This is a genomic window from Devosia naphthalenivorans (assembly GCF_003056355.1).
GTDB classification, from domain to species: domain Bacteria; phylum Pseudomonadota; class Alphaproteobacteria; order Rhizobiales; family Devosiaceae; genus Devosia; species Devosia naphthalenivorans.
This window is the reverse complement of sequence record NZ_PYVW01000002.1, coordinates 1-25,096: the sequence shown is the minus strand read 5'-3', so window position 1 is coordinate 25,096 and position 25,096 is coordinate 1. Positions and strand designations below refer to the sequence as shown.

Genomic DNA, 25,096 nt, shown 5'->3' with positions numbered 1-25,096 from the left:
GGGCTTGCCGGGCAAGAGCCTATCGCGCAGCATGGACACATGACCCAACCCGCCACCATGCAAGCCATCGCCATAACAAAGCCCGGCGCCCCCGAAGTGTTGCAGCCGGTGAACTGGCCCATGCCCGTTTGCGGCCCCGGCGACGTGCTGATCCGCGTCGCCGCCGCCGGCGTCAATGGCCCCGATCTCGCGCAACGCCGCGGCCACTACGATCCGCCGCCCGGCGCATCGTCGCTTCCGGGGCTGGAAGTCTCGGGGATCGTCGAGGCCACGGGCGAGGACGCCGGCCAGTGGCAGATCGGCGACCGCGTCATGGCGTTGGTCAATGGCGGCGGCTATGCCGACTACGTCGTCGTCCCTCATGGCCAGGTTCTCCCCATGCCGAAAGGCTGGACCTTCACCGAAGCCGCCGCTCTGCCCGAAACCTGGTTCACCGTCACCCAGACGCTGGTGATGCGCGCAGGGCTTGAGCCCGGCATGACCGTCCTGGTGCATGGCGCTTCGGGCGGCATAGGCGGCGCGGCCATCCAGATTGCGAACATCCTCCGAGCAACCGCCTTCGGCGTCGTCTCCTCCCCCGCCAAGGCCGACTATGCCCGCCAGCTCGGCGCCGCCGCAACCATCGACTACACCCAGGAAGACATCGTCGCCCGCGTCCTTGAACTCACCGACGGCAAGGGCGTCGACCGCGTCGTCGATATCGTCGGCGGCGAAATGGCGGCAAGGAACATCGAAGCCTCGGCATGCGGCGGCCACATCGTCCAGATCTCGACGCTGAACGGCAGTACCACCAATATTTCCCTCCGCACCATCATGGCCAAGCAGCTGACCCTCTCAGGCTCGACCCTGCGCCCCCAGACCAGCGCCACCAAGGCGGCCATCGCCAACCGTATCCGCACCGAACTGCTACCGGCGCTGGAGCAACCCGGTTTCACCAGGCCGCGAGTCACCAGCTTCCCCATCGCGCAGGCCCCCGCCGCCCATGCTGCCATGGAAGCGCGCGGCCACCTGGGCAAGATGGTGCTGGTCACAGCCTTTGGGGCCGAGGGTTAGCAGCGTAAACCGCGACATCGCCATTGCGGATCAGCCGCCGAGACCGTATATTGTGCTTTGTTCCCCCTCAGCATGAAGCAAAGAGGCGGAGCGGTCCGGAGGAAAACCGGCCGCGCCTGCAGGAGAGATTTATCATGACCCAGCCACTGTTGATGCCCAAGGCGACCGCGGTCTGGCTCGTCGACAACACTGCGCTGTCATTCGAGCAGATCGCAGCCTTCTGCACGCTGCACCCGCTCGAAGTTCAGGGCATTGCCGATGGCGACGTTGCCGGCGGCATCATGGGTGTCAACCCGATCCAGAACGGCCAGCTCACCAGGGAAGAAATCGAGAAGGCCGAAAAAGACCCCAATTATCGCATGAAGCTGAGCGAGCCCAAGGTTCGCGTCGCAGCCGCCAAGCGCAAGGGCCCTCGCTACACCCCCATTTCGCGCCGCAATGAGCGTCCCAATGCCATCAAGTGGCTGGTTCGCAACCATCCAGAACTCAAGGACGCGCAGATCATGCGCCTCGTGGGCACCACCAAGTCGACCATCGACTCGGTGCGTGAATCGACCCACTGGAACGCGGCAAATCTTGCGGCCATGGACCCGGTAACGCTGGGTCTTTGCAGCCAGATCGACCTCGACCTCGAAGTCAAGCGCGCCTCCAAGGGCGGCCCGGGCGTTGATGAAGCCCCCGAAGGCACCACCCTGATGACCGCCGAAGAGGCGATGGCCCGCGCCGGCGCCCGCGGCCATTCGGAAGGCCCCGACGGCGAATTCGCCGCCAACGACCACCGCCCCGAGCAAGCGCAGGACGACTTCGACGCCGACTCGGTCTTCTCCAAGCTCAAGTCGCTCAAGAACGACAACGACGAATAAGGTTTTCCGCCACTCGTCTTTCCACCAATCGTCACCCTCGGGCTCGACCCGAGGGTTTTGCACTTAAGGCACGCGGGTAATGAACACCCTTGGGTCAAGCCCAAGGGTGACGAACTGGGATAGGGCGGCGCTCTGATGGCACCCCCAAACCCGTTGACAACGCCGCCCCAAGGCGTACCCATGGGTACGACACCCGCCGGACTATCCCCATGCCCCCGTTCGATCCGTATTTCGTCGCGATCGCCGTGATCGCCGTGCTCATCGTTGGCCTCAGCAAGGCCGGGCTCCTGGGGAGCCTTGGCATGGTCGGCGTGCCGCTGCTCAGCCTCGTCATGCCCGCTCGCGATGCCGCCGGCATGATGCTGCCGGTGCTGCTGGCCATGGATGTCATCGCCGTCTACGCCTACCGCCGGGATGTCGACTGGCACATCATCCGCATCATGCTGCCCGGCGCCGCCATCGGCACGTTGATGGGCTGGGCCCTCTGGGCCTTTGTGTCCGATGCCGCCGTGCTGCTGTTCGTGGGCGTGGTGACCCTGCTGTTCATCCTCGACGCCCTCCTGCCGCTGCGCAAGAAGCTCGAAGGCCTGCCGCCATCCCGTCCCTGGGGCGTATTCTGGGGCGGCTTTGCCGGCTTCACCAGCTTCATCAGCCACACTGGTGGCCCACCATTCCAGATCTACGTGCTGCCCCAGCGCCTGCCGCCCGCCACCTATTCCGGCACCTCGGCGGTGTTCTTCGCCATCGTCAACACCGCCAAGCTGATCCCCTATTTCTTTCTGGGCCAGCTCAATGTGCACAATTTGCAATTGTCAGCGGCGCTGATCCCCGTCGGCATCGCCGGCGTGTTCCTTGGCATCTATCTCGTCCGCCGCATCTCCATGAAATGGTTCTACCGCATCGCCTATTGGCTGGTGTTCCTGCTCGCCCTCAAACTGGTTTGGGACGGCATCCGCGGCGTGTTTCTGGGGCTCTAAAGCAGGTCAGCCAGAACAGGCTTCCGAGTAGACCTCATCCTGAGCCTGTCGAAGGACGAGGTCGTGGCACGCCGGCCTCGCTCGACCCCAGGCCAAGCGGGAGTGATCATTTCCGGCACTTGCCGGCCTCCCAGTTATCACCGCGTCATTCCCGCGAAAGCGGGAACCTCCGTTTCAAAACAGGGGTTCCCGCTTTCGCGGGAATGACACAGTGGATGGAACTGACAGGAGACGAGAAGCCCGAAGTAAACACTCCCGGGGCAGCCTCTGGTGGTCGTACTCCTGAGCTTGTCGAAGGCTCACCTTGAGGTCGGCCGGCTCCTTCACTTAGGTCCACCAAACGCAAAACCCTCCAGCCAACAAAAAAGGGCCGCAGCATAGGCTGAGACCCTTCCATCCCATCAGGGACCTTATGCCTACTGTGTCGTCATCGAGTATTTGTAGAGTTCATCCTTCACTTCGAGTTTTTTCCGCTTGAGTGCAGCGATCGCGAGGTCGTTAATTCGCGTGCTTTGCATTTCAGCCTGGATCTGGCGATCCAACTCCTGATGGCGCCGTTCCAGCGCCGCAACATGCCCTTCAGTCGTCATAACAACTCCTAGAAGTTTGGTGGACACCGGCATCGTCACAAATAATTCACGCTTTGTCGACCGCCAAGGTCACCCCATCTGAAATGTGATGCAAAGCCCGTCCCGATCGGTTAACCAGAGCTGACATACAAGCGTGGGATGCGCTCGAAACCATGATGTCGCTCAGCAAGGAACAGGAAGCCGGCCTGGGGCTGGAACTGGCAACCAAACGCCAGGAACACAGCGATCTCAACGCGGCCATCGATACGCTGACCCAGTCGCATGTAGCCGACCGGATGCTGCTGCAGCGCCTGAAAAAGCGCAAGCTCGCGCTCAAGGATCGCATCGTGCAGCTCGAGAATATCCTTTTGCCCGATATCATCGCCTGATCGTCACCCGCCTTGATGTGTGGCGACAATTAGGCTAGTTCCGCGCTTTGCCTGAGACCGATGGGGGAATCGGCCGTGCTCACCAATCCACTCGTCGCCATCATCATGGGCAGCCAATCCGATTGGCCCACCATGCGGCTCGCCGCCGAAACGCTCGAAACGCTCGAAATCGAGTACGAGGCGCGCATCGTCTCGGCCCACCGAACGCCCGAGCGCCTCGTTGAATTCGCTACCGAGGCGCGCGCCGATGGCTTCAAGGTCATCATTGCCGGCGCGGGCGGCGCAGCCCATCTGCCCGGCATGATCGCCGCCATGACGCCCCTGCCCGTGTTCGGCGTGCCGGTACGCTCCAAGGCGCTCAACGGCCAGGATAGCCTGCTTTCCATCGTCCAGATGCCCGGCGGCATTCCGGTGGGGACGCTGGCCATCGGCGAGCCCGGCGCCATCAATGCGGCGCTGCTTGCCGCCGCCGTTCTGGCGCTCAGCGACGATGATTTGGCCGATCGGCTCGACGCCTTCCGCGCCCGCCAGACGGCCGCCGTTCCGCAATTCCCCACAGATACCGAGTAGGCCTTGCCCCAAGACATTTCCGCCCTGCCCCCCGGCAGCATGATCGGCATCCTGGGCGGCGGCCAGTTGGGCCGCATGCTGTCGCTGGCGGCAAGCCGGCTGGGCATGCGCACCCACATCTTCTGCCCCGATCCGCAAAGCCCCGCCTTCGAGGTCACCCCGCACCAGACCATTGCCGCCTATGACGACGAAGCAGCCCTTGCCGCCTTCGCCGACGCGGTTGATGTCATCACCTACGAGTTCGAGAACGTTCCGGCAGCCACCGCCGCCTTCCTTGCCGCCCGCAAGCCCCTGCGCCCCGGCGCCAATGCGCTCGCCATTTCGCAGGACCGCCTGGCGGAAAAAAGCTTCCTGAGTTCCAAGAACATCCCCGTGGCGCCACACCGCCCGGTCAACAGCCTCGATGAGCTCGAAGCCGCCATCGACGCTCTCGGCCTGCCAGCCGTTCTCAAGACCACCCGGCTTGGTTATGACGGCAAGGGTCAGCGCGTGCTGCGCGAGCGCAGTGAAGCCGCCGCAGCCTTCGCCGAGCTTTCGCCCAAGCCGCTGGTGCTGGAAGCCTTCGTGCCGTTCGAGCGGGAAATCTCGGTCGTCGTGGCGCGCAACGCCCAAGGCGAAGTCCGTGCCTTCGATGCCGCCGAAAACGTGCATCGCCATCATATTCTCCACACCAGCACCGTCCCCGCCAACGTGCCGCCCGGCGTTGAAAAACACGCCGCCATGCTGGCCAAGGTCATCGTCGTGGCGCTCGATTATGTCGGCGTTCTGGGCGTCGAGTTCTTCGTGGTCGCCGGCGAGCGCCCCGCGCTCATCGTCAACGAGATCGCGCCCCGCGTCCATAACTCCGGCCATTGGACGGAAGCCGTCTGCCTCACCGACCAGTTCGAACAACACATCCGCGCCGTCCTGGGCTGGCCCCTGGGCGATCCCGCCCGCATGGCCGACGTCATCATGGAAAACCTTGTCGGCGACGAAGTCCTCGCCGTCCCCTCCGCTCTCGACGGCAACACCCAACCCCACCTCTACGGCAAATCCGAAACCCGCCCCGGCCGCAAGATGGGCCACATCAGCCGGATCACCCGGCGAGTTTAGCTCCGCAAAAAGGCCCCGCACCTCAACCAATTCCCCCAGTCGACACCCTCCCCCCTGCGGGGAGGGATCAAGGGTGGGGGATGGTTAGCCCCAATATCGGGGCTCTTCCACACCCCGTCCTCCCCAAAGAGGGGCGTGTTCACACCGAACGCTTGGCCAGTGGCACGATGTAGTCAAAAACACCATGTTTCCCTCAGGCCTGACCCGAGGGCCATTCCGACAGCCCCTGCCGGAACGGTGTGTTTGCGGAAAAGGGCCCCGGCTCAAGCCCGAGGGCAGCACAGTGAGCAGGATCACCCGGCGGGTTTAGCAAGGACACCGCTCCACTCACTCGCCCTCGTGGTTCGGCAAGCTCACCAAAAGAGCTCAGGCGCTTTGCGCTGAATCCTAACCTTCTCCGTCCCCACAGTAGACCTCATCCTGAGCCTGTCGAAGGACGAGGTCGTGGCACTCGGCCATCGGCATCCTACCGCCCCAACCACACCCGCATAGCCTCCACCACCGCCGCCGGATTCTCCATCGTCGGCAAATGCGCACTGTCCCCAAAGCGCACCAGTTCCGCCCCCTCGATCATCCCCGCCATTTCCTCTGCCAGCTCCGGCGACGTCAGCTTGTCCAATTCCCCCACGCCAACCAGTGTCGGCACCGCAATACTCGGCAGCAGCTCCCGCGAATCCACCCGGTTCATGATCCCCACTTGCTGGCGCAGATAGGCCTGCGCGCCGACGCGCTCCGACATGGCCTGAACCTCTGCCGCCAGCGGCGTACCCAGATGGTGCGGCGCCAAGAGATTACCCAACAGTCCACGAGACACGCCGATGAACCGCCCCTGCCCGACCATTTCGATGCCCTTGCGCCGCGTTTCCCGGCGCGCATCGTCATCGGCCCGCGCGGACGTATCCAGCAGCGCCAGATGGGTGACCCGCTCGGGCGCCTGCCGCATGATTTCGAGCGCGACATAGCCGCCCATGGAAAGCCCGGCCAAGGCGAATCGTGCTGGTGCTGCCTCCAACGCACGCCGGGCCATCCCGGCAATCGAATCGTCCTGCGTAAAATCTGCGACCAGCGCCGACGCCTGCAACTGGCTTTGCACGTCGCGCCACAGCCGCTCATCGCACAACAAACCCGGCAGCAGCAGCAGATTGCTTGTCATCATCCCTCTCCGCAGGCACAATCGCCTGGCTGAAGTGTTTCGCCCATACTCGCCCAGGGCAAGCCCGGATCACGCTGTCCCGCGGTTTTTGTGTTGCCAGCAGTGGACAAGCCGGGAAGGCTGGGCTATAGAGCGGCCCACGGTGACTGGCTCTGCTGGTCAGCGGCGGTGCTTTTTGGCTTCGCTGCTATATTCCAAACTCATTTGTCCAAGCTTCGAAAGGGCGGTTGACCTTTGCAAGTAGTCGTTCGCGATAATAACGTAGACCAGGCGCTGCGCGCGCTGAAGAAAAAGCTGCAGCGCGAAGGCGTCTTCCGCGAGATGAAGCTGCGCAACTACTATGAGAAGCCCTCCGAAAAGAAGGCTCGCCAGAAGGCCGAGGCCGTGCGCCGCGCCCGCAAGCTGGCCCGCAAGCGCGCCCAGCGCGAAGGCGGTCTGCCCGCCCCAACGCCGACGGCACGCCCCGGTCAGCCCGGCCGTCCCGCCGCAGCAACGCCGCGCACCTAAAGCCTGGCACCCCATATTCGAAAACGCCGTCCTTCATGGGCGGCGTTTTTGTTTGTCTCCTAAGTCGCCCACCTCTTCCTCACCTTGCCCCTGAGGGGAGAGCCTGCCCTCGGGCACCGACCCGAGGGTCGGCGTGCAGCGCCGGGTGAGGGGTTCAGCGCCCGTGCGACACACCATGCCCAAGCACCCACCACAAGCGCTCCACGCCCGGTTGAACCCTTTCCCCCGCCCCACCGTTGTCCCCATTCCTGGCAAACACGGTGCGCACCGATGAGAAACAAACAAACCCTGATTGGCCTGGGCATTTTGGTCATTGGCCTATTGGTCGCGATCCTGGTGTTCACCAGCATCAACAACACGCCGAGCGGCGGCGACGGACAAACCCAGCAGGACAACGTCTCGGCCGGCGTGCCCGAAGCAACGCCAGACGCCGTCGGCGGCGAAGCCCCGGACCAGCCCCAGCCTTCCCCGTAAGGTCCTCAGCCTGGAGCTATTGCGCCAGCGCCCGGTCAAAGAATGGCACGGCGTGGCTCCAGATGCCCCGATCCCACAGATCGCCATGGTCCGCGTCCGGTTCGATCCAGAGTTCGTCCTTGTTGGGCACCAGCTCATACAGCCGCTCGCCATTGCTCACGTCGATGGTCCGGTCCCCCGTGCCATGCGCAACAAGCACCGGTTCGCTCACATCGACGATCCACTGGTTGACGGGGAACTGGTCCTGCATCACCAGCGCCACCGGCAGATAGGGATAGCGCTCACTGCCCACCGTCGAGGCCGACAGGAACGGCGTCTCCAGCAGCAGCGCCTCTGCATCGCGCTGGCTGGCCACATAGGTGGACGGCCCCGACCCGAGCGAGCGTCCCCAGATCATGATCGGGAACCCCTTCTGCTCGGCCCAATCGAATGCCGCCAGCGCATCTTCCAAAATCCCGTCCTGGCTGATCGATCCCGGCGACATGGGAAAGCCGCGATAATCGAACGACAGGAACCCGTAGCCATCGGCAACGAACTGCTCGAACCGCTCATGCTCGGCGCTGAAGCTGCCCGAATTGCCCTTGTAGTAGATGACCAGCGGCTTGCCCGGCTGCGGCGCCTGGTACCAGCCATTGATCACGCCATCGCCAGAGGGAATCGCCACGGCCTCTGCGCCGGGCAGTACCGTATCCGCCAAGGCGGTAACCTCGCCCTGCGCCTCGTACTGCAGCGCCCGCTGATTGACATACATGTAGCCGACGACTGCGGCATAGGCGACGACCAGCACGGCAAGAACGCCGACAACGATGCGGACAAGGAGCTTCACGGAAGAAAACCTCAGAAAAGAGGAAGCAACATGCAGGATAAACCGAAGCATGCCTAGCGCAACTCAGAAGCAAAAAGCGAGCTAAAGCTCGTCGAGCGTCTGCGCCAGCGCCCGCTCGAACACCTCCCCCGTCTGTGCCCCCGACAGCGCATATTTCCCGCCGAAGATGAAGAACGGCACGCCCCTGATCCCTTGCGCCGCAGCATCGGTCGCCAATTGTTCGGTGATCGCCAACTCATTCTCGTCATTCATCGCATCGAGCGCATCGCCGCGATCAAAGCCGAATTCCACCGCGATATCGGCCAGCACATTGTCGTCAAATATCTGACGGTGCTCAAGAAAATAGGCGTTCGCAATGGCATTGGCCAGTTCGTGCTGAATGCCCAAAGGCTTGGCCAACCGCGTAATCGTATGGGCTTTCTTGGTCGGGAACATGCGCGGCTGCTTGGAAAGGTCCAGTTCCACCCCGGCCTTTAGCGCCTCGCTTTCCACCCGCTCCCACATCTCGCGCGGGTCCTTGCCATACTTCTCGCGCAGCATATCAGCCACCACAACGCCCTCGGCCGGGGTGTTAGGATCGAGGTAGAAGGGGTGATTTTCGATAACGATCTCAATATCTTCGGGCAAGGCGGCGATGGCATTATCCAGCCGCGCCGAACCCACGATGCACCAGGGGCAAACCACATCGGTAAAGACATCGATCTTGAGCTGTTTGGTCATGGCAAATCCTCTTTGCCATGACATGGCCCGGTTGCACGCTCACCGCAAGAACGCACGTGGAGGTAACCGGCCTTAGGCTGCGGGGTTCACGTTCGCATTGGCATTGGTCAGCCCGAACGGCGGCGTCCAGCCGGCCACAAAGCTCAAGCCAACAAAGGCGCTAAGGCCCATCCACGCCAGTCCGGGCAGCATGACGAGGCCAGCCAGCCGAGACACCCGCGCCGTACGAACACCAGCGCCAAGCGCCGCCACCAGCATGCTCATCGAAATGATACTGAGCATCAGGGAATCGAGGGGTGCCACAACGAAAGGAAAGACGATGGTGCCAGCCATCAGCGCAACCAGCCACCATCCGGCGTTGCGGCCTTCATCGCTCTTTTCGGCCACCATCCAGCGGGCAACACCAAACAGCGGCAGTGCCATCAGGTAAAGCATCGCACCGGCCCAGCCGGGCAGGCCGAAGGGCGCAAAAAACAACGGCATGGCGCCGTTCATCTCCGCAAATCCATGAAAAACCACATAGGCGGCAAGCGGCAACGCGGCGCTCAACAGCAAACCTAACCCATCCTGCCGATTGGCATCGAGCAAGAACTTGGAATGAGTACTCTGATTAGCTGCAGTGATGGTCGCCATTTTCGGCACCCGCTTGGTAAGACTTGCAAAAGAAAGTCCGCGAGCAGACAAAGGGTTCCGTTAACGTCAATTCACGACTTGGGGATCATTCCACCTATCGGCCGCTTGAAGCTGCCGATCACATGCGGGAGGAACACACATGACCAACCAGCCAGTACGGTTCAGCGACGGCGCCGGATACGAGCAGATGATGGGTATCTGGAGCCGCAGCGTGGGCGAGATATTCCTCGATTGGGTCCGCCCAGCTGCTGGAAAACTCTGGATCGATGTCGGCTGCGGCAGCGGCGCATTCTCCCAACTCATCGCCGAGCGCTGCGCACCGGCTTCAATCCTGGGCATCGACCCATCGGAATCCCAACTCGACTTCGCTCGGACCCGTGGCCTGGGCGAGATCATTCGGTTCGAGGTTGGCGACGCCATGGCCCTGCCGCTGGACGATCATTCCGTCGACATCAGCGTCGCCGCCCTGGTTGTCCACTTCATGCCGGATCCCACCAAGGGCATCGCTGAAATGAAGCGCGTCACTAGTCCTGGCGGAACCGTCGCCGCCTATGGCTGGGATCTTCTTAACGGTGGCTTCCCCTATGAGCCGCTGCATCAGGCAATGCGGGAGCTTGGCTTGCCTCCCTCCGAACCACCAAGTCCCCAGGCCGGCGACGCCGCAGAACTCATGCGGCTCTGGACCGAAGCGGGCCTGACCCGGATCGATGCACGCGATATCCCCGTCACCCGCTCCTTCAGCAATTTCGAAGATTATTGGACAACGGCCATCAAGGCGCCCCGCATCAAGATCGCCCTTGAAGCCACCGCTCCCGACACGGTGCCAAACCTCAAAGATCGGGTCCGCACCAACCTGGGCGCCGATATAGACGCCTCCGTAACCGCCACGGCCCGGGCCAACGCCATCTGCGGCAATGTGGCGTGAGGCGCTAGTCAACGATCACGCATCCGCGATCGATCTTGCGTAGCGCTGGGCTCGACATATCTATCCGGAATACCGGCGCGCGCGTCCCTCCATGCTGCGCCGGAACAAGGAAAGACCCTGGCGCTTGTTGGCGACGGGGTCTTTTTCTTTTCAGGACGCTGTACGGTCCAAAGGCCGGAACCATGCGGCTTGTTTCTGCCTTCCATGCCCATTAAATGCACGCATGTCCAAGAGACTGAGCAGAATACGGGAGCTATGAATGACCGATCTTGCCGAGCGTCTCGAAGCGCTTGAAACGCGCATCGCCTTCCAGGATCAGACCATCGAGGAACTCAACGCCACCATCACCGAGCAGTGGCGCCAGATCGATGTTCTGAGCCGCAAGCTCGAAACCGTCGAGGAACAGGTGCGCTCCGGCGTCTATATCGCGGACCCGAGCACCGAAGCCCCGCCGCCGCACTACTAATCATCCTAGCAGACCTCATGGTGAGCCTCCTGAGCCTGTCGAAGGGCGAACCACGAGGTCGTGGCAAAAAAGCGCAACGAATCCCTGCGCCTTCAGTGCCCCAGTGCCTTGACGATCTCCTCGGTCACCTTCTTGGCGTCGCCGAACAGCATCATGGTGTTGTCGCGGAAGAACAGCTCGTTCTGCACCCCAGCATAGCCCGCAGCCATGCCGCGCTTGATGAACAATACCGTGCCCGCGTCTTCGACGTTGAGCACTGGCATGCCATAGATCGGCGAGGTCTTGTCGGTCTTGGCCGAGGGGTTGGTGACGTCATTGGCGCCGATCACGAAGGCCACATCGGACTGCGCGAATTCCGAATTGATGTCCTCGAGTTCGAACACCTCGTCATAGGGCACGTTGGCTTCGGCAAGCAGTACGTTCATATGGCCGGGCATCCGTCCCGCCACTGGATGGATGGCGTATTTGACCGTAACACCCTCTGCCTTGAGCAGATCGGCCATTTCGCGCAGGGCGTGCTGCGCCTGCGCCACGGCCATGCCATAGCCCGGCACGATGATGACCTTGCCCGCATTCTTCATGAGAAACGCCGCGTCCTCGGCCGCGCCCTGCTTGACCGGGCGATCGTCTTCAGCCGCACCCGCACCCGCGCCGCTGTCGCCGCCGAACCCGCCCAGTATCACCGAAATGAACGAGCGGTTCATGGCCTTGCACATGATGTAGCTCAGGATCGCGCCGGACGAGCCCACCAGCGCACCGGTGATAATCAGCGCCGTATTGCCCAGCGTGAACCCGATGCCCGCCGCCGCCCAGCCTGAATAGGAATTGAGCATGGATACGACGACCGGCATGTCCGCGCCTCCGATCGGGATGATCATCAGCCCACCCAACACCAGCGCCAGCACAGTGATGGCCCAGAACAGCCAGGGGTCTGCCGAAACAGTGAAGGCCCAGACAAGTGCCAGGATAGCAACGCCGATCACGATGTGAATGGCGTGTCGCGCCGGAAGAATGATCGGCTTGCCGCTCATATTGCCGTTGAGCTTGGCGAAGGCGATGACCGAGCCGGTGAAGGTGAAGGCGCCGATCGCCGTGCCTATGCTCATTTCAATGAGCGCTTGCGCATGGATGGCGCCGGGCTCGCCAATGCCAAAGGCGACGGGCGCATAGAGCGCCGCTGCTGCAACGAACACGGCCGCCAGACCCACCAGCGAGTGGAACGCGGCCACCAGTTGCGGCATGTCGGTCATCTTGACGGTGCGGGCCATGTAGGCGCCGATGCCCCCGCCAAGGCCGATGCCGCCAACGATCAACACCCAGCTGATCCAATCCGATGGCGCGGCCACCAGTAGCGTGGTGACAATGGCGATGCCCATGCCGACCATGCCGAACATGTTGCCCTGGCGCGATGAACGCGGGCTCGAAAGTCCGCGCAAAGCCAGGATAAACAGAACACCGGAGACGAGATAAAGCAGCGCTGCCCAATCCGCAGAGATCATCGGGTCAGCCCTTTTTCTTGTACATGGCCAGCATGCGCTGGGTGACGAGGAACCCGCCGAAGATGTTGACGCTGGCAAGGACAAGCGCAATGAAGCCGAAAATCTTCGAAACCCAGCTGGATTCCGTGGTCAGGTGCACGCCGACTGCCAGGAGCGCGCCGACGACGATCACCGAGGAAATCGCATTGGTTACGCTCATCAGGGGCGTATGCAGCGCTGGTGTGACCGACCAGACCACGAAGTAGCCCACAAAGATCGCCAGCACAAAAATCGCCAGCCTGAACGTAAATGGATCGATCGCCCCACCGATGGCGGCGTGCGCCGCTGCAGCCAAAACGTCGGCGGTCTGTTCTGCCGTGGTTTCCATTTATTCGGTTTCCTTGCGGGCTGCAGGTTTGCGCGGCACGCTTTTGGACGAAGGAGCGGCGGACTTCTCGCTGCTGCTCGTACCCGGCAGCAGTGCGGGATTGATCGCACGGCGCGTCCGCACCTTGGGTGGAACTGCCACGTCCGGGCCTTTGGCGCCAATGGGCCTACCCGACGCGGTTTTCACGGCCGCCGCTGCGTTGATCACTGCCGCCGCTTTCTTGGTGGCGGCCCGCTTGGCTGGAGTGGGTGGCGGCTCTGCTGCTGACGGCACGGATTGCTCGACGCCTGGGGCCGCCTTTTTTGGCGTGTCCGCCATTGCAGGTGCCTGGGCTTTTCGCGCCGTCGCCTTGCGCAGCGGCTTGGCCACTGGAACCGCCACGGCAGCAACCGGGCTGGCCACGGCGGCTCCGGCGAAACTCGGATGCACCACCGCGCCATCCCGCGTCAGCACGACCGCTTTGACGAGTTCATCGTCCCAGTTGACGGTCAGGGCTTTGCTCTGGGCGTCAATCAGCGTGATGACGAATGCCAAAAGGTTTCGCGCATAAAGCTGGCTGGCGGTCGTGGGGATCCGCCCCTGCATATTGGTATAGCCGACGATCCTGACGCCGTTGTGCTCCACAACCTCGTCGGGCTGGGTGAGTTCGACATTGCCGCCGCGCTCGGCTGCCAGATCGACGATGACCGAGCCGGGCGCCATTGATTCCGCCATTGCGCGGGTCACCAGCCGTGGCGCAGCGCGGCCGGGGATCAATGCCGTGGTAATCACGATGTCCTGTTTGGCGATGTGCTGCGCGGTGAGTTCGGCCTGCTTGGCCTGGTATTCCGCGCTCATCTGCTTGGCATAGCCGCCGGCGGTTTCGGCCTGCTTGAACTCGTCATCTTCGACGGCGATGAACTTGCCGCCCAGCGATTCCACCTGCTCCTTGGCCGCAGGGCGAACATCGGTGGCCGATACCACCGCGCCCAACCGCTTGGCAGTGGCAATGGCTTGGAGACCCGCAACCCCTGCCCCCATCACGAAAACCTTGGCCGGCCGCACTGTCCCGGCCGCCGTCATCATCATGGGGAAAGCACGCCCGAACTCGGCCGCGGCTTCGATAACCGACTGATAGCCCGCAAGGTTGGCCTGGGAAGAGAGGATATCCATCACCTGCGCCCGGGTGATGCGGGGCATGAACTCCATGGCCATCGCCGTGACGCCCGCCGAAGCAAGCGCCGCGATATCTGCCTGGTTGCCATAGGGGTCGAGCGCGCCGATTACCAGCGCTCCTGGCGCAACACCGTTCAGCGTCGCGGCGCTTGGCCGGCGAACCGTCAGCACGATCTCCGCCCCCGCCAGCGCCGCTTGTGCATCCGGTACGATGCTGGCGCCCTGCGCCGCATAATCGGCGTCCATGATCCGCGACCCGGCGCCGGCGCCCGCTTCCACGGCAACCGTGGCTCCGAGCGCGGCGAGCTTGCCGACAGTTTCCGGCGTAGCCGCAACGCGGTTTTCGCCTGCGAAAACTTCGCGAAGAACAGCTATTTTCATGGAAGTCTCCTGCCCGCCTGTCAGTCGGACAGGCTCTGGTCGCGCGCCTGTATCAGCTCTGAAACTAGGGCTGGACCAGGAAGTAGAGTATGACGAGGGAGATGGCGAGGGTGATACCCGTCCACTTAAAAGCCGTGATGAACCCGTTATAGGTCCTCTCGTGCTGCGCGTAGTCCATCGGGGATTCTACCTGTAGTTCGGAATGGTGTTCCGGGCGGTGCTTGGTGGCCATGTCGTCCTCGTTAGTCCAGTGATCTCAAAGTCTTGTCGCCGAAAGTCTGCCTCACGGCGAGGTTGCTTCCAGCTCGTCGATCAATCCTTCGATCATCGACAAGCCGAGCGACCAGAATTGCGGGTCCTTGGCGTCCAGCCCGAACGGCGCCAGCAATTCGGAATGATGCTTGCTTCCGCCAGCCTTGAGCAGCTCGAAATAGCGCTCGGCAAAGCCCTCATTGGCCTTCTCATACTGTGCGTAGAGGGAGTTCACAAGGCAGTCCCCGAAGGCATAGGCATAGACATAGAAGGGGGAATGGATGAAGTGCGGGATATAGGCCCAGAAGGTCTCGTAACCCTCATTCTGGATGATGGCATCGCCGAGCGATTCCTTCTGCACGTCGAGCCAGATCTGGTTGATCTCCTCGGCCCGCAACTCGCCCTGCCGCCGCGCGGTATGGATCCGGCGCTCGAAGGTATAGAACGCAATCTGGCGGACAACGGTATTGAGCATGTCCTCCACCTTGCTCGAAAGCAGGGCAAAGCGCTGCTGCGGATCGGTGGTCTTGTTGAGCAGCGAGCGGAACGTCAGCATTTCGCCGAACACCGACGCAGTCTCGGCCAGCGTCAGGGGCGTGTTGCTCAGGATCGGCCCCTGCGCTGCCGCCAGCCGCTGATGTACGCCATGGCCCAATTCATGGGCCAGCGTCATGATATCGCGCGAGCGACCCATATAGTTGAGCATCAGATATGGGTGCGCGCTTGGCACGGTCGGATGCGCGAAGGCTCCCGAAAGCTTCCCCTCGCCGACCGGCGCATCGATCCAGCCGGAGTTGAAGAAGGGCCGCGCGACCTCGGCCAACTCGGGCGAGAACTGCCCATAGGCCTCCATCACGGTCGAAACGGCGCTGTCCCAATCCCAGGTGCGCTCGTCGCTGGTGGGCAGCGGCGCATTGCGGTCCCAGGCGTTGAGCTTGTCCTTGCCGAACCACTTGGCCTTCATGCTGTAATAGCGATGGCTGAGGCGCGGATAGGCATCGGTGACAGCCTTCTGCAGCGCGTCGACAACTTCGCGCTCCACCGAATTGGCCATATGGCGGCTATCGGCAATGTCCTCGTAGCCGCGCCAGCGATCGGAGATTTCCTTATCCTTGGCCAGCACATTGGTGATGTGGGTAAACAGCCGGCCATTGGCCTTGAGCGTCTTGCCCAGCGCCTTGAACGCGCTTTCGCGCTTCTTCTCGTCCTTTTCGCTCAACAGGTGCAATGTGGCTTCCATGTTGAGCGTTTCGCCATCCACCTCGAATTCGAGGCTCGAGAGCGTCTCGTCGAACAGCCGGTTCCACGCGGAATAGGCGGTCACGGACTTGTCGTGGAACAGCTCCTCCAGCTTGTCGTCGAGCTGGTATGGCTTGGCCTTGCGCAGTTCGGCAAACCAGGTGCGATAGCGCGCAAGTTCCGGATCGGCGGCGAATGCAGCTTCCAGGTCCTCGTCCTCGATGCGGTTGAGCTCCAGCTCGAAAAACAGCACGCGAGTGGAAAGATTGGTCAGCGCCTCATTGGTGTCGCCCATGAACTTGGCGCGATCGGGATCGGTGGATTTCTGGGCATATTGCAGGAACGAATAGGAACCGATCTTGCCGGTCAGGTCGCCCAGCTTCTCGCTGTCCTTGATGGCCTGCACCAGCCGGCCGGCGCGAGTCAGTTCAACCAGCTTGCCCTTGTAGTCGGCCTCGAACTTGGCCGCGTCCGCCTTGGCTTTTTCCATATCCGCCTTGAATTGCGGGCTGTCCTTGGCGGGATAAAGGTCGCTGAGATCCCAGACGGGAAGCGTGCCGAACTGGTTATGGCTCTTCTGAGCGGTTTCGGTCATGGGGTGGCCTCCGGCTGGTCAAATCGCGCGCGACCTTAGCGAGAGGTGGAGTCGATTGGAAGGGTTGCCGCGCTTTCCTCGTGGCCGCGCCAAAATTCCCATGATTAATCCCCTCTTAAGACCGTCGGCTCATCTTGTTCCCAAAACGGCACACGAATCGTGCCGGGGTAAACGACCACTGGAGTTTGGATGACGCGCGTTCTCGTAGTCGACGATGATCCGGTTCAGTTGCGGTTAACGGCCGAGGTGGCCAATCGCGCCGGATTCAAGCCCTTGCTTGCCATGGGCGGCGAACAGGCGCTGGCAATGCTGCGCGAAGATCGCAATATCGGCGCCATGATCCTGGACCTGGTTATGCCCGACCTCGATGGCATGGGCGTCATGGACGCGATGCGGCGCGAGGGGCTTACGACGCCTGTCATTATCCAGACGGCCAATGCCTCGCTGGAAACTGTTATTTCGGCCATGCGCAACGGGGCTGCCGACTATTTCGTCAAGCCCGTCGCACCCGAGCGCCTCGTCATTTCGCTGCGCAATGCCATGAAGCTTGATGCGCTTGAGGCCGCCATTCGCTCCGAGCATGCTCGCAAGACGGGCACTTTTGCTTCGTCCGACATGATCGCCCGGGCCCCCGCCATGGCTCGCGTGCTGAACCTCTGCGGCAAGGCGGCAAAATCCAACATTCCCGTGCTGCTCGAAGGGGAAACCGGCGTCGGCAAGGAGTTGATCGCCCGCATCATCCAGGGTTCCGGCGATCGCGCCGGCAAGCCGTTCATCACCGTCAACTGCGGCGCCATCCCACCCAATCTGGTGGAATCCGTGCTATTCGGTCACAAGAAGGGCGCCTTCACCGGCGCCGTGTCCGACCATGCCGGCAAGTTTGCCGAAGCCCACAACGGCACCCTGTTTCTCGATGAAGTCGGCGAATTGCCACTCGACATCCAGGTCAAGTTGCTCCGCGTCATCCAGGAAGGCGAAATCGAGCCCATCGGCTCTACCCGTCCCGAGCGCATCAATGTGCGGCTGATTTCGGCCACCAACCGGCGGCTGCTCAACCTCGCCAAATCCGGCGAGTTCCGCGAAGACCTTTACTACCGCCTCAACGTCTTCCCGATCTATACCCCGCCCCTGCGCGAGCGGATGGAAGACGTCCCCGCCCTGGTATCCATGTTCATCGCCCGCTTTGCGGCCGAAGCCGGCAAGCGCGTCCTGGGCATTTCACCAGCCGCCCTTACCCTTTTGATGGCCTATGACTGGCCCGGCAATGTCCGCCAACTGGAAAACTGCGTCTATCGCGCCGTGGTCCTGACCGATGGCCCGTTCCTCGAAACCGTGGACTTCCCGCAGATCGTGGCGCAGGCCAATGGCCGCGAGATCGCCGCCAAGGCAATCGAGAACGCCCCCGTCGCCGCGGCACCGACCCACATCGACACCGCCGCATCCCGTCCGCGCCTCGCCGCAGAACAGCCGGTGCGGCAGGATCGTTTCCTCGATCCGTCGGGGGAAATTGCCGCGCTGGCAGAAATCGAGCGCGCCGCCATCGTATTTGCCATCGAGCATCACGGCGGTCGCATGTCCCGCGTCGCCCGCGCCCTCAAGATCGGCCGCTCGACGCTCTATCGCAAGCTGCACGAATACGGCTTGGCCGAAGAAATGATCAACGACGCCGCCTGACAACCCCAAAAGACCAGAGCACCGCTTCAGCCCTTCCTTTGCCTGGAAGGGCTAAAACTGCGGCGAAAAGCTCTGCAGCAGGAAGTTCTGGCGTTCGCGTGCGGCATCTTCGATGTCGGCCCGCTCTGTATCATCCAGATCGTCGGTATTGCGCTCGGCCGCCACGTCAGGCCCAAAGAACGCAATCTTGCGCGGCGCCTCGTCGGCCCTTTGGCGCTTGCCGGTCAATGGCTCCAGAATGCCAAAGAAATGGATCATCGCTGCTACTCCCGATGCGCTGGCGCCGCCAGCTAGGATCGTCGATTGATCCGCCTACTCTATCAGCTGACTAGAGATTAACGAGATTTAACCTTCTCTTGCCTCCACAAGCTGGGGAAAATTCATTCTCGCCATACGTGTGTTCCAGGCGCCACATGCCCGACAAAGCCGACATGGATCGGGCTCACGAATGCGCGAGTGATTGCTCCTGTTAAGGTTTGCAGAGTATTGATTGGGAGCATTGGATGCCGCCCGTCTGGCCCAAATCAACCAGCAAACAGGGTGGCCACAGCGTTGCCGTGCATGGAGTTTCTATGAACAAGCTTGTGGTTTGCCTCGCCGCCCTTCTTGCCGGCGCCGCAACGATTGGCCCCGTTATGGGACAGGACGTGGCAGGTCTTGCTGCCGGTCCCGTCATCATCGCGCCGGCGCAGACGCCGCTGGCACAGGCCATCAAATCGGGCCTTGCTGCTGCCTATTCCAGCGCGCGCAAGGATACTCCGGTCTATAGCGAAGCCCAGAGGCTCTATTTCTTCTACGGTGCCCGGCACTTCGAGCCGATCTGGCTCGATGAAGCCGATAGCGGTGCCGTGACCTTCTCCGCCCCGGCGCAAAAGATCATGAAGCTGTTCGAGGCCGCGGCCTCCGAAGGCCTGCGCCCGGCGGACTATCTGACTGCCGATCTCGATGTAACGGCCGTCAAGAACGATCCGGCCAAGATGGCTGCGCTCGAAACGGCCTTCTCCCGCGCGACCATGCGCTACGCCACCCACATCTACACCGGGCGCGTGGCACCGCAATCGGTGAGCGAGTGGTTCGATATTCAGCCCAAAAAGCTCGATGAGGCCGCCTTGCTGGTGCAATTGGCGTCCAGCAATGATCCGGTTCCGGTGCTGCAGGCGCTGGAGCCAACCCATCCCGAGTTCCTTGCGCTCAAGGCTGCCCTCGCGAGCTTCGACGAAAATCAGGCCGATGCCCCATTGCGGATCGCCTCCGGCCCGACGCTCAAGCCCGGCATGAGCGATGCGCGCGTTCCGGCGCTGCGCACCCGCTTCGAGCTTCCCGCCTCCGATGGGCTGGTCTACGACGACGCGCTCGTCGAAGCCATGAAGTCATTCCAGCAGAGCCTGAACCTTGATGTGGACGGCGTCATGGGCCCGGCAACGCTGACCGCCATCAATGGCGGTGCGCCGATAACCCGCGCCGACATCATCGCCAACATGGAACTCTGGCGCTGGATGCCGCGCGAACTCGGCGCCTTCCATGTGTTCGTGAACATTCCCGAATACCGTCTCGCCATCAAGCGCGACGGCCAGGAACAATTCACCACTCGCGTGGTGGTTGGAACGATGAAGAACCAGACGCCGATCTTTTCGGACTCCATCCGCCACATCGTGGTGAACCCCTATTGGAACGTCCCCAGCTCGATCGTCAAAGGCGAGATCGCCCCGGCCGTGCTGCGCAATCCCGGCTATATCGACAGTCACAATTACGACCTGCTCTACGAGGGCAACGCCGTCAGCCCGTGGCAGGTGAACTGGTCGATGGTCAGCCCCAGCTACTTCCCCTTCAAGATCCGCCAGCGCCCCGGTCCCGGCAATGCCCTGGGCCAGATCAAGTTCCTGTTCCCCAACAAGCACGACGTCTACCTGCATGACACGCCATCGAAGGCATTTTTCTCGCGCGATGCGCGTGCCCTCAGCCACGGCTGCGTCCGCGTGCAGGACCCGATGGCTTTCGCCGATGCGCTGATGGCGAACGAACCCAATATCAGCCGCGAAACGCTTGAAGCAATGTTCGGCCCGTCCGAACGCTGGGTGAACCCCGAACAGCAGATTCCCGTGCACCTGGCGTATTTCACCATTCGCCCACAGGCCGATGGCACCTTGCGCTCCTTCGATGATGTCTACGGTCACAACGCCAAATTGATCGCGGCACTCGGCCTTGGGCCCGCCCCGGTCGAGCCGCAGATCGTCGCCGAAGTGGCCGATCCGTCCGTGGCGCCGTAAGGTAGAATTTAGGGGTAACCATTGCCCCCATAACACCCATCCGCCAGTGCGGGAGGTGTTCGCATCAGAACGCTTGCCAGTGGCTCAATGTAATCAAAAACACCGTGCTGCCCTCGGGTTTGACCCGAGGGCCGTTTCGGGAGCCCCTGCCGGGCGGTGTGTTTGCGGAGCGTGGCCCTCGGGTCGAGCCCGAGGGAAGCACGGTGGGTGGGATCAATCTGAGCCATGCGGCCAAAGTGAACTACCGCCCCCCGCGGAATACCGGTCTTAACCTCCGCTTTACAATTTCGCCTTGGTTGCGCCGGGTTTTGCCCTTAATAACATTGGCGTGAGGGGCCCTGCCGGGGCAGGTTGAGAGCTTGTTAGCGTTAATCAATTCGATCCTTTTTTACGCTAACGTTCACCCACAACGGCACTAACCGGGCAGAGTACAGCGTGGCGGGGAATGGCATTTTGAAACGGCACCATATCGGGCGGCTCCTTGTCGCGGCCCTTATGAGCATCACGATCATCATGCCCCAGGCTGTGATCCCTGCAACTGCCGCGAGCGAGCGCGCCCTCTACCTGTATTACACCCACACCAAGGAGACGGCCCGGATCGTCTTCAAGCGCAATGGGCAATACGTTAAGTCGGGTCTGACCGAACTCAACCAATTCCTGCGCGACTGGCGCCGCAATGAGCCGGCCAAGATGGATCCGCGCCTCTTCGATCTCATTTGGGAAGTTTATCAGGAAGTCGGCGCATCCCAGCCGGTTCATGTGGTTTCCGCCTATCGGTCCCCCAAGACCAACGCGATGCTGCGCGCGAGTTCTTCGGGCGTCGCCGAAAATTCCCAGCACACCAAGGGCAACGCGATGGATTTTTTCATCCCCGGCGTTTCCCTGCCCCGATTGCGTGCCGCGGCGATGCGCAAGCAGGTCGGCGGCGTCGGCTATTACCCCACCTCGGGCAGCCCCTTCGTTCACCTCGATACCGGTTCGGTTCGCGCCTGGCCGCGCATGACGCGGGCTCAGCTCAAGGAAATCTTCCCTGACGGGCGCACCATGCACCTGCCCACCGATGGCAAGCCGCTGTCCCGGGAAGGCTACCAGATCGCTCTGGCGCAATGGAAAACCTGCCACGCCTATCCCTGCAATGGCGGCTCCTCGGGCACCCAGGTCGCCTCCAATGGCGGTAGCGGCCGCACATTGATGGACATGTTCTTTGGCGGCGACGAGCAGCCGGCGCCGGCCGCTGCCGCGCGCGCTCCAGCACAGACATCAGCGCCGGTACAAATGGCCGCAGCCACGCCCCAGCCCGCCATCCCGCAGATGGCGCCTGTCCCCGCCATGCGCCCGGCGAGCCTGGGTGGCATTGCCGCCAGCATGGATGTCGCCGAAGCCGCGCCGATTGCCGTTCCGTTCAGCACCACCGGCAGCGCGCCGCTGGATCCCTCCGAGTTGGTATCGGCCGAGGACACCCCCTTCCCGATGGCCAAGTCGGAGACGCTTCAGCTCGCTACAGCTGCAGCGCTGCCCTCCGGCGACGCCGTCACGGCGCTGGCTGCGCTTACCGCGCCCTTTCCACAGCCGCGCCTGCACATGACCGATGCGGAACCGGACATGGTCACCGCCTATCTACCCCCAACGCCGCAGGACCCAGAGGCCCAGCGCGCGCTTGAAATGATCATCAAGCGCGAAACCGCCGTGGCAGCCACGCCATCCGCTCCGCCTAGCCCAAGCAGGCGCCTGCCCATCCTGCCCCCGCTCACGGCGGCAACCGGCGTGCACACCGCCTCGTTGGGCGGCAGCTCGGCCGTGACCGGCGCCCTTGCCGGATTGTTCGACCAGACCTTCAGCGCCGCCCGGCAGGACGAGCCGGTTGCTGCAGCCCTTGCTGGCCACCTGGCCAAGGCGGCATCGGTAGAAGTGATGCGCAAGCCGGACCTGATCGCCCCCGATCTCGAACACGTCGCCGATGTGTTCACCACCCCCGCTTCCCTGACCTCGGACCACTTTGCCGTGATCTGGGATCACGACGAGGCCGATTTCAGCCCGGCGACCGAACTGGGCAAGGGCGTGCCGGTGCTTGCCGTCGGGGACTTCCCCGAACCAATGCCACATACCCAGTTCGTCAGAACCAGCGCGCGCGCACTCTAGCAACCAATCGCGCGCCGCCCTATTTCACCCATGATTGATGCCATTGATGTCCCCTGCCGCCGGCAGGGGATTTGCTTTGGTTGCAAACGGGTCTTCCCGGCCCTAAAGAAATTAACTGAACCTTTTATCCAAGGACCGCCCGCTTGCCTGACAAGCCTAACACGCCGCTCCTCGACACTGTGAACATGCCAGCCGATGTCAGGGCCCTGCCGCGCGAGGACCTGCGTCAACTGGCCGATGAGTTGCGCCTTGAGATGATCGATTGCGTCTCTGCCACCGGCGGACACCTGGGAGCCGGGCTTGGCGTGGTGGAACTCACCGTTGCGCTGCACGCCGTGTTCGATACCCCGCATGACCGCATCATCTGGGATGTCGGCCACCAGGCCTATCCGCACAAGATCCTGACCGGACGGCGCGACCGCATGCGAACCTTGCGCCAGAAGGACGGCCTATCCGGTTTCACCCGCCGCGCCGAAAGCGAATACGATCCGTTCGGCGCGGGTCATTCGTCCACCTCGATTTCGGCAGGCCTGGGCATGGCGGTCGCCAGCGACATGCTGGAAAACCCGCGTCACGTCGTCGCTGTGATTGGCGATGGCGCCATGTCCGCCGGCATGGCCTATGAGGCGATGAACAATGCCGGCGCCATGGATGCGCGGCTGATCGTCATCCTCAACGACAACGACATGTCGATTGCCCCCCCGACCGGCGCCATGAGCGCCTATCTCGCCCGGCTGGTATCGAGCCCCGCCTATCGCGGGGCGCGCGAGGCTGCCAAATCGGTGGTCAGCAAGCTGCCGCAGTTCTTCCATGAACCGGCGCGCCGCACCGAGGAATTCGCCCGCTCGTTCTTCACCGGCGGCACGCTGTTCGAAGAACTCGGCTTCTATTATGTCGGCCCGATCGATGGCCACAACCTCGATCACCTGCTGCCGGTGCTCGATAACGTTCGCGACGCCACGGACGGCCCCATCCTGGTTCACGTCGTGACCAAGAAGGGCAAGGGCTATGGGCCGGCCGAGGACGCCGCCGACAAATATCACGGTGTCAGCAAGTTCAACGTCATCACCGGTGCGCAGGCCAAGGCGGTATCCAACGCCCCCACCTATACCAATGTCTTTGCCGAAACCCTGATCCAGGAAGCCAATGACGATCCCCGGATCGTCGCTATCAATGCCGCCATGCCGGCGGGTACGGGCCTCGACAAATTCGGCGAGGTGCATCCCACGCGCGTCTTCGACGTCGGCATCGCCGAACAGCACGCCGTAACCTTCGCGGCGGGTCTTGCCAGCGAAGGCATGCGCCCGTTCTGCGCCATCTATTCGACCTTCCTCCAGCGCGCCTATGACCAGGTGGTGCACGACGTGGCGATCCAGCACCTGCCGGTCCGCTTCGCTATTGACCGCGCCGGCTTCGTGGGCGCCGATGGCCCCACTCACGCCGGCAATTACGACGCCGCCTATCTCGGCGCCCTGCCCGGCATGGTGCTGATGGCCGCCGCCGATGAGGCCGAACTGCGCCACATGGTCACGACCGCCGCTGCCTATGACAACGGCCCCATCGCCTTCCGCTACCCGCGTGGCGAAGGCATGGGCGTCGATATGCCCGCCCGCGGCCAGAAACTGCAGATCGGCAAGGGCCGCATCGTGCGCCAGGGCGCGACCATCGCCATCCTCAGCTACGGCACCCGTCTTGGCGAAGTGCTCGCCGCCGCCGACAAGCTGGCAGCGCTGGGGCTCAACCCCACAATCGCCGACGCGCGCTTCCTCAAGCCGCTCGACGAAGAACTGATCGCCCGCCTCGCCAGCACCCACGACGTGCTGCTGACCACGGAGGAAGGCTCCATCGGGGGCTTCGGCAGCCATGTGGCGACCTTCCTCGCCAGCAATGGCCTGCTCGACGGCAAACTGCGCTTCCGCCCCCTGATGATCCCCGACCGCTTCGACGAACACTCGAGCCAAGCCGACATGTACGCCGCCGCCGGTCTCGACCGCTCGGGCATCGTCACCGCCGCACTCACGACACTGGGCTACGATCAGGCCGCCATGGCTGCGGCACTGGGAAAGATCAGCTAGGCGCCAACCACCGCGTACTTCCCATCCCACTCACCGCGGGACCCACGCCGTCATTCCCGCGAAAGCGGGAAGGTGGACTCACGTTTGAAGTGCAACACGGTTAGAGAAGCTGGAGAAGACCTCATTTGGGGTTTGGAAGTCGAGACATTTTCGCGGGGTGTTGTTGTAGAGGGCGACAATGGTTTGCGGGTGCTCGTCGGTGATGGTTGCCAGGTCGGATTTTCGCGGCAGCCTGC

At 62.7% G+C, this 25,096-nt stretch carries 24 protein-coding genes and 1 pseudogene; 14 read left to right on the top strand and 11 right to left on the bottom strand.

The window, feature by feature from the left end; all coding sequences use genetic code 11:
• Nucleotides 1–39 precede the first annotated feature (39 nt).
• From C8264_RS03230 to C8264_RS03220, 3 genes are all read left to right on the top strand, one after another.
• Entirely contained in the window at nucleotides 40–1,053 is a 1,014-nt protein-coding gene (locus tag C8264_RS03230; protein ID WP_108459532.1) for an NAD(P)H-quinone oxidoreductase, read from the top strand.
• A gap of 134 nt (nucleotides 1,054–1,187) precedes the next feature.
• A complete protein-coding gene (locus C8264_RS03225; RefSeq protein ID WP_108459531.1) occupies nucleotides 1,188–1,916 on the top strand; it encodes a DUF1013 domain-containing protein in 729 nt (242 codons plus the stop codon).
• A gap of 209 nt (nucleotides 1,917–2,125) precedes the next feature.
• Complete coding sequence (locus C8264_RS03220; protein ID WP_108459530.1) at nucleotides 2,126–2,893, top strand: sulfite exporter TauE/SafE family protein; 768 nt, start codon at nucleotides 2,126–2,128, stop codon at nucleotides 2,891–2,893.
• Nucleotides 2,894–3,309: 416 nt separating this feature from the next.
• On the opposite strand, the gene C8264_RS03215 is transcribed toward C8264_RS03220, so the two are convergent.
• Nucleotides 3,310–3,483, bottom strand: a complete 174-nt coding sequence (locus C8264_RS03215; protein ID WP_108459529.1) for a YdcH family protein — start codon at nucleotides 3,481–3,483, stop codon at nucleotides 3,310–3,312.
• Nucleotides 3,484–3,635: 152 nt separating this feature from the next.
• On the opposite strand from C8264_RS03215, the gene C8264_RS03210 reads away from it, so the two are divergent.
• From C8264_RS03210 to C8264_RS03200, 3 genes are all read left to right on the top strand, one after another.
• Entirely contained in the window at nucleotides 3,636–3,851 is a 216-nt protein-coding gene (locus tag C8264_RS03210; RefSeq protein ID WP_108459528.1) for a YdcH family protein, read from the top strand.
• A 105-nt stretch (nucleotides 3,852–3,956) separates the two neighbouring features.
• On the top strand, nucleotides 3,957–4,421 hold the full coding sequence (gene purE, locus C8264_RS03205; protein WP_425430664.1) for a 5-(carboxyamino)imidazole ribonucleotide mutase: 465 nt from the start codon (nucleotides 3,957–3,959) through the stop codon (nucleotides 4,419–4,421).
• Nucleotides 4,422–4,424: 3 nt separating this feature from the next.
• Nucleotides 4,425–5,513 (top strand): 5-(carboxyamino)imidazole ribonucleotide synthase, encoded by a 1,089-nt coding sequence (locus C8264_RS03200; protein ID WP_281261432.1) that lies wholly within the window; start codon nucleotides 4,425–4,427, stop codon nucleotides 5,511–5,513.
• Nucleotides 5,514–5,979: 466 nt separating this feature from the next.
• Here C8264_RS03200 and C8264_RS03195 read toward each other — a convergent pair whose 3' ends face one another.
• Nucleotides 5,980–6,666 carry an alpha/beta fold hydrolase gene (locus tag C8264_RS03195; protein WP_108459971.1) on the bottom strand — a complete coding sequence of 229 codons (687 nt, stop codon included), beginning with the start codon at nucleotides 6,664–6,666 and terminating at the stop codon, nucleotides 5,980–5,982.
• 234 nt (nucleotides 6,667–6,900) lie between these two features.
• Between C8264_RS03195 and rpsU the strand changes: the two genes are divergently transcribed.
• Nucleotides 6,901–7,173, top strand: coding sequence for a 30S ribosomal protein S21 (gene rpsU, locus C8264_RS03190; protein WP_056257641.1), 273 nt, complete (start codon nucleotides 6,901–6,903; stop codon nucleotides 7,171–7,173).
• 270 nt (nucleotides 7,174–7,443) lie between these two features.
• Complete coding sequence (locus C8264_RS03185; RefSeq protein ID WP_108459525.1) at nucleotides 7,444–7,647, top strand: hypothetical protein; 204 nt, start codon at nucleotides 7,444–7,446, stop codon at nucleotides 7,645–7,647.
• 16 nt (nucleotides 7,648–7,663) lie between these two features.
• Here C8264_RS03185 and C8264_RS03180 read toward each other — a convergent pair whose 3' ends face one another.
• The 3 genes from C8264_RS03180 to C8264_RS03170 all read right to left on the bottom strand — a co-directional run bounded on the left by C8264_RS03180 (nucleotide 7,664) and on the right by C8264_RS03170 (nucleotide 9,826).
• The gene (locus tag C8264_RS03180) at nucleotides 7,664–8,473 is read right to left on the bottom strand and encodes an alpha/beta hydrolase (RefSeq protein ID WP_162783432.1); all 810 of its coding nucleotides are present in this window, start codon (nucleotides 8,471–8,473) and stop codon (nucleotides 7,664–7,666) included.
• 81 nt (nucleotides 8,474–8,554) lie between these two features.
• Nucleotides 8,555–9,193, bottom strand: a complete 639-nt coding sequence (locus C8264_RS03175) for a DsbA family oxidoreductase (RefSeq protein ID WP_162783431.1) — start codon at nucleotides 9,191–9,193, stop codon at nucleotides 8,555–8,557.
• Nucleotides 9,194–9,265: 72 nt separating this feature from the next.
• Nucleotides 9,266–9,826 carry a tryptophan-rich sensory protein gene (locus tag C8264_RS03170; protein ID WP_108459522.1) on the bottom strand — a complete coding sequence of 187 codons (561 nt, stop codon included), beginning with the start codon at nucleotides 9,824–9,826 and terminating at the stop codon, nucleotides 9,266–9,268.
• Nucleotides 9,827–9,965: 139 nt separating this feature from the next.
• Here C8264_RS03170 and C8264_RS03165 point away from each other — a divergent pair, with 139 nt between their 5' ends.
• Together C8264_RS03165 and C8264_RS03160 are read left to right on the top strand one after the other, a co-directional pair.
• Nucleotides 9,966–10,751 carry a class I SAM-dependent methyltransferase gene (locus C8264_RS03165; RefSeq protein WP_108459521.1) on the top strand — a complete coding sequence of 262 codons (786 nt, stop codon included), beginning with the start codon at nucleotides 9,966–9,968 and terminating at the stop codon, nucleotides 10,749–10,751.
• A gap of 259 nt (nucleotides 10,752–11,010) precedes the next feature.
• Entirely contained in the window at nucleotides 11,011–11,217 is a 207-nt protein-coding gene (locus tag C8264_RS03160) for a SlyX family protein (protein ID WP_108459520.1), read from the top strand.
• A 92-nt stretch (nucleotides 11,218–11,309) separates the two neighbouring features.
• Here the strand turns inward: C8264_RS03160 and C8264_RS03155 are convergent, their stop codons facing one another.
• From C8264_RS03155 to C8264_RS03135, 5 genes and pseudogenes are all read right to left on the bottom strand, one after another.
• A complete protein-coding gene (locus C8264_RS03155) occupies nucleotides 11,310–12,713 on the bottom strand; it encodes an NAD(P)(+) transhydrogenase (Re/Si-specific) subunit beta (RefSeq protein WP_108459970.1) in 1,404 nt (467 codons plus the stop codon).
• A 7-nt stretch (nucleotides 12,714–12,720) separates the two neighbouring features.
• Nucleotides 12,721–13,083 carry a proton-translocating transhydrogenase family protein gene (locus tag C8264_RS03150; RefSeq protein WP_108459519.1) on the bottom strand — a complete coding sequence of 121 codons (363 nt, stop codon included), beginning with the start codon at nucleotides 13,081–13,083 and terminating at the stop codon, nucleotides 12,721–12,723.
• 318 nt (nucleotides 13,084–13,401) lie between these two features.
• Nucleotides 13,402–14,619, bottom strand: a pseudogene (locus tag C8264_RS03145) (Re/Si-specific NAD(P)(+) transhydrogenase subunit alpha); the annotation flags it as partial.
• Nucleotides 14,620–14,683: 64 nt separating this feature from the next.
• Nucleotides 14,684–14,797, bottom strand: coding sequence for an aa3-type cytochrome c oxidase subunit IV (locus tag C8264_RS22880; RefSeq protein WP_425430663.1), 114 nt, complete (start codon nucleotides 14,795–14,797; stop codon nucleotides 14,684–14,686).
• Nucleotides 14,798–14,902: 105 nt separating this feature from the next.
• Nucleotides 14,903–16,705, bottom strand: a complete 1,803-nt coding sequence (locus tag C8264_RS03135) for a M3 family oligoendopeptidase (protein WP_108459516.1) — start codon at nucleotides 16,703–16,705, stop codon at nucleotides 14,903–14,905.
• Between the two features lie 189 nt (nucleotides 16,706–16,894).
• Here C8264_RS03135 and C8264_RS03130 point away from each other — a divergent pair, with 189 nt between their 5' ends.
• The gene (locus C8264_RS03130) at nucleotides 16,895–18,379 is read left to right on the top strand and encodes a sigma-54-dependent transcriptional regulator (protein WP_108459515.1); all 1,485 of its coding nucleotides are present in this window, start codon (nucleotides 16,895–16,897) and stop codon (nucleotides 18,377–18,379) included.
• 51 nt (nucleotides 18,380–18,430) lie between these two features.
• On the opposite strand, the gene C8264_RS03125 is transcribed toward C8264_RS03130, so the two are convergent.
• A complete protein-coding gene (locus tag C8264_RS03125) occupies nucleotides 18,431–18,637 on the bottom strand; it encodes a hypothetical protein (RefSeq protein WP_108459514.1) in 207 nt (68 codons plus the stop codon).
• Between the two features lie 314 nt (nucleotides 18,638–18,951).
• Between C8264_RS03125 and C8264_RS03120 the strand changes: the two genes are divergently transcribed.
• The 3 genes from C8264_RS03120 (at nucleotide 18,952) to dxs (ending at nucleotide 24,860) form a co-directional block, all read left to right on the top strand.
• Nucleotides 18,952–20,646 carry a L,D-transpeptidase family protein gene (locus tag C8264_RS03120; RefSeq protein WP_162783430.1) on the top strand — a complete coding sequence of 565 codons (1,695 nt, stop codon included), beginning with the start codon at nucleotides 18,952–18,954 and terminating at the stop codon, nucleotides 20,644–20,646.
• 495 nt (nucleotides 20,647–21,141) lie between these two features.
• Nucleotides 21,142–22,785 (top strand): peptidoglycan L,D-endopeptidase MepK, encoded by a 1,644-nt coding sequence (locus C8264_RS03115; RefSeq protein WP_108459969.1) that lies wholly within the window; start codon nucleotides 21,142–21,144, stop codon nucleotides 22,783–22,785.
• A 143-nt stretch (nucleotides 22,786–22,928) separates the two neighbouring features.
• A complete protein-coding gene (gene dxs, locus C8264_RS03110) occupies nucleotides 22,929–24,860 on the top strand; it encodes a 1-deoxy-D-xylulose-5-phosphate synthase (RefSeq protein ID WP_108459512.1) in 1,932 nt (643 codons plus the stop codon).
• Nucleotides 24,861–25,096: the final 236 nt, after the last annotated feature.

What these genes read in the sequence shown, in the direction of transcription:
- C8264_RS03230 (WP_108459532.1), top strand. Translation starts at nt 40, where the DNA reads ATGACCCAACCCGCCACCATGCAAGCCATCGCCATAACAAAGCCCGGC.
- C8264_RS03225 (WP_108459531.1), top strand. Translation starts at nt 1,188, where the DNA reads ATGACCCAGCCACTGTTGATGCCCAAGGCGACCGCGGTCTGGCTCGTC.
- C8264_RS03220 (WP_108459530.1), top strand. Translation starts at nt 2,126, where the DNA reads ATGCCCCCGTTCGATCCGTATTTCGTCGCGATCGCCGTGATCGCCGTG.
- C8264_RS03215 (WP_108459529.1), bottom strand. Translation starts at nt 3,483, where the DNA reads ATGACGACTGAAGGGCATGTTGCGGCGCTGGAACGGCGCCATCAGGAG.
- C8264_RS03210 (WP_108459528.1), top strand. Translation starts at nt 3,636, where the DNA reads ATGATGTCGCTCAGCAAGGAACAGGAAGCCGGCCTGGGGCTGGAACTG.
- purE (WP_425430664.1), top strand. Translation starts at nt 3,957, where the DNA reads ATGGGCAGCCAATCCGATTGGCCCACCATGCGGCTCGCCGCCGAAACG.
- C8264_RS03195 (WP_108459971.1), bottom strand. Translation starts at nt 6,666, where the DNA reads ATGACAAGCAATCTGCTGCTGCTGCCGGGTTTGTTGTGCGATGAGCGG.
- C8264_RS03185 (WP_108459525.1), top strand. Translation starts at nt 7,444, where the DNA reads ATGAGAAACAAACAAACCCTGATTGGCCTGGGCATTTTGGTCATTGGC.
- C8264_RS03175 (WP_162783431.1), bottom strand. Translation starts at nt 9,193, where the DNA reads ATGACCAAACAGCTCAAGATCGATGTCTTTACCGATGTGGTTTGCCCC.
- C8264_RS03170 (WP_108459522.1), bottom strand. Translation starts at nt 9,826, where the DNA reads ATGGCGACCATCACTGCAGCTAATCAGAGTACTCATTCCAAGTTCTTG.
- C8264_RS03165 (WP_108459521.1), top strand. Translation starts at nt 9,966, where the DNA reads ATGACCAACCAGCCAGTACGGTTCAGCGACGGCGCCGGATACGAGCAG.
- C8264_RS03160 (WP_108459520.1), top strand. Translation starts at nt 11,011, where the DNA reads ATGACCGATCTTGCCGAGCGTCTCGAAGCGCTTGAAACGCGCATCGCC.
- C8264_RS03150 (WP_108459519.1), bottom strand. Translation starts at nt 13,083, where the DNA reads ATGGAAACCACGGCAGAACAGACCGCCGACGTTTTGGCTGCAGCGGCG.
- C8264_RS22880 (WP_425430663.1), bottom strand. Translation starts at nt 14,797, where the DNA reads ATGGACTACGCGCAGCACGAGAGGACCTATAACGGGTTCATCACGGCT.
- C8264_RS03135 (WP_108459516.1), bottom strand. Translation starts at nt 16,705, where the DNA reads ATGACCGAAACCGCTCAGAAGAGCCATAACCAGTTCGGCACGCTTCCC.
- C8264_RS03130 (WP_108459515.1), top strand. Translation starts at nt 16,895, where the DNA reads ATGACGCGCGTTCTCGTAGTCGACGATGATCCGGTTCAGTTGCGGTTA.
- C8264_RS03125 (WP_108459514.1), bottom strand. Translation starts at nt 18,637, where the DNA reads ATGATCCATTTCTTTGGCATTCTGGAGCCATTGACCGGCAAGCGCCAA.
- C8264_RS03120 (WP_162783430.1), top strand. Translation starts at nt 18,952, where the DNA reads ATGAACAAGCTTGTGGTTTGCCTCGCCGCCCTTCTTGCCGGCGCCGCA.
- C8264_RS03115 (WP_108459969.1), top strand. Translation starts at nt 21,142, where the DNA reads ATGAGCATCACGATCATCATGCCCCAGGCTGTGATCCCTGCAACTGCC.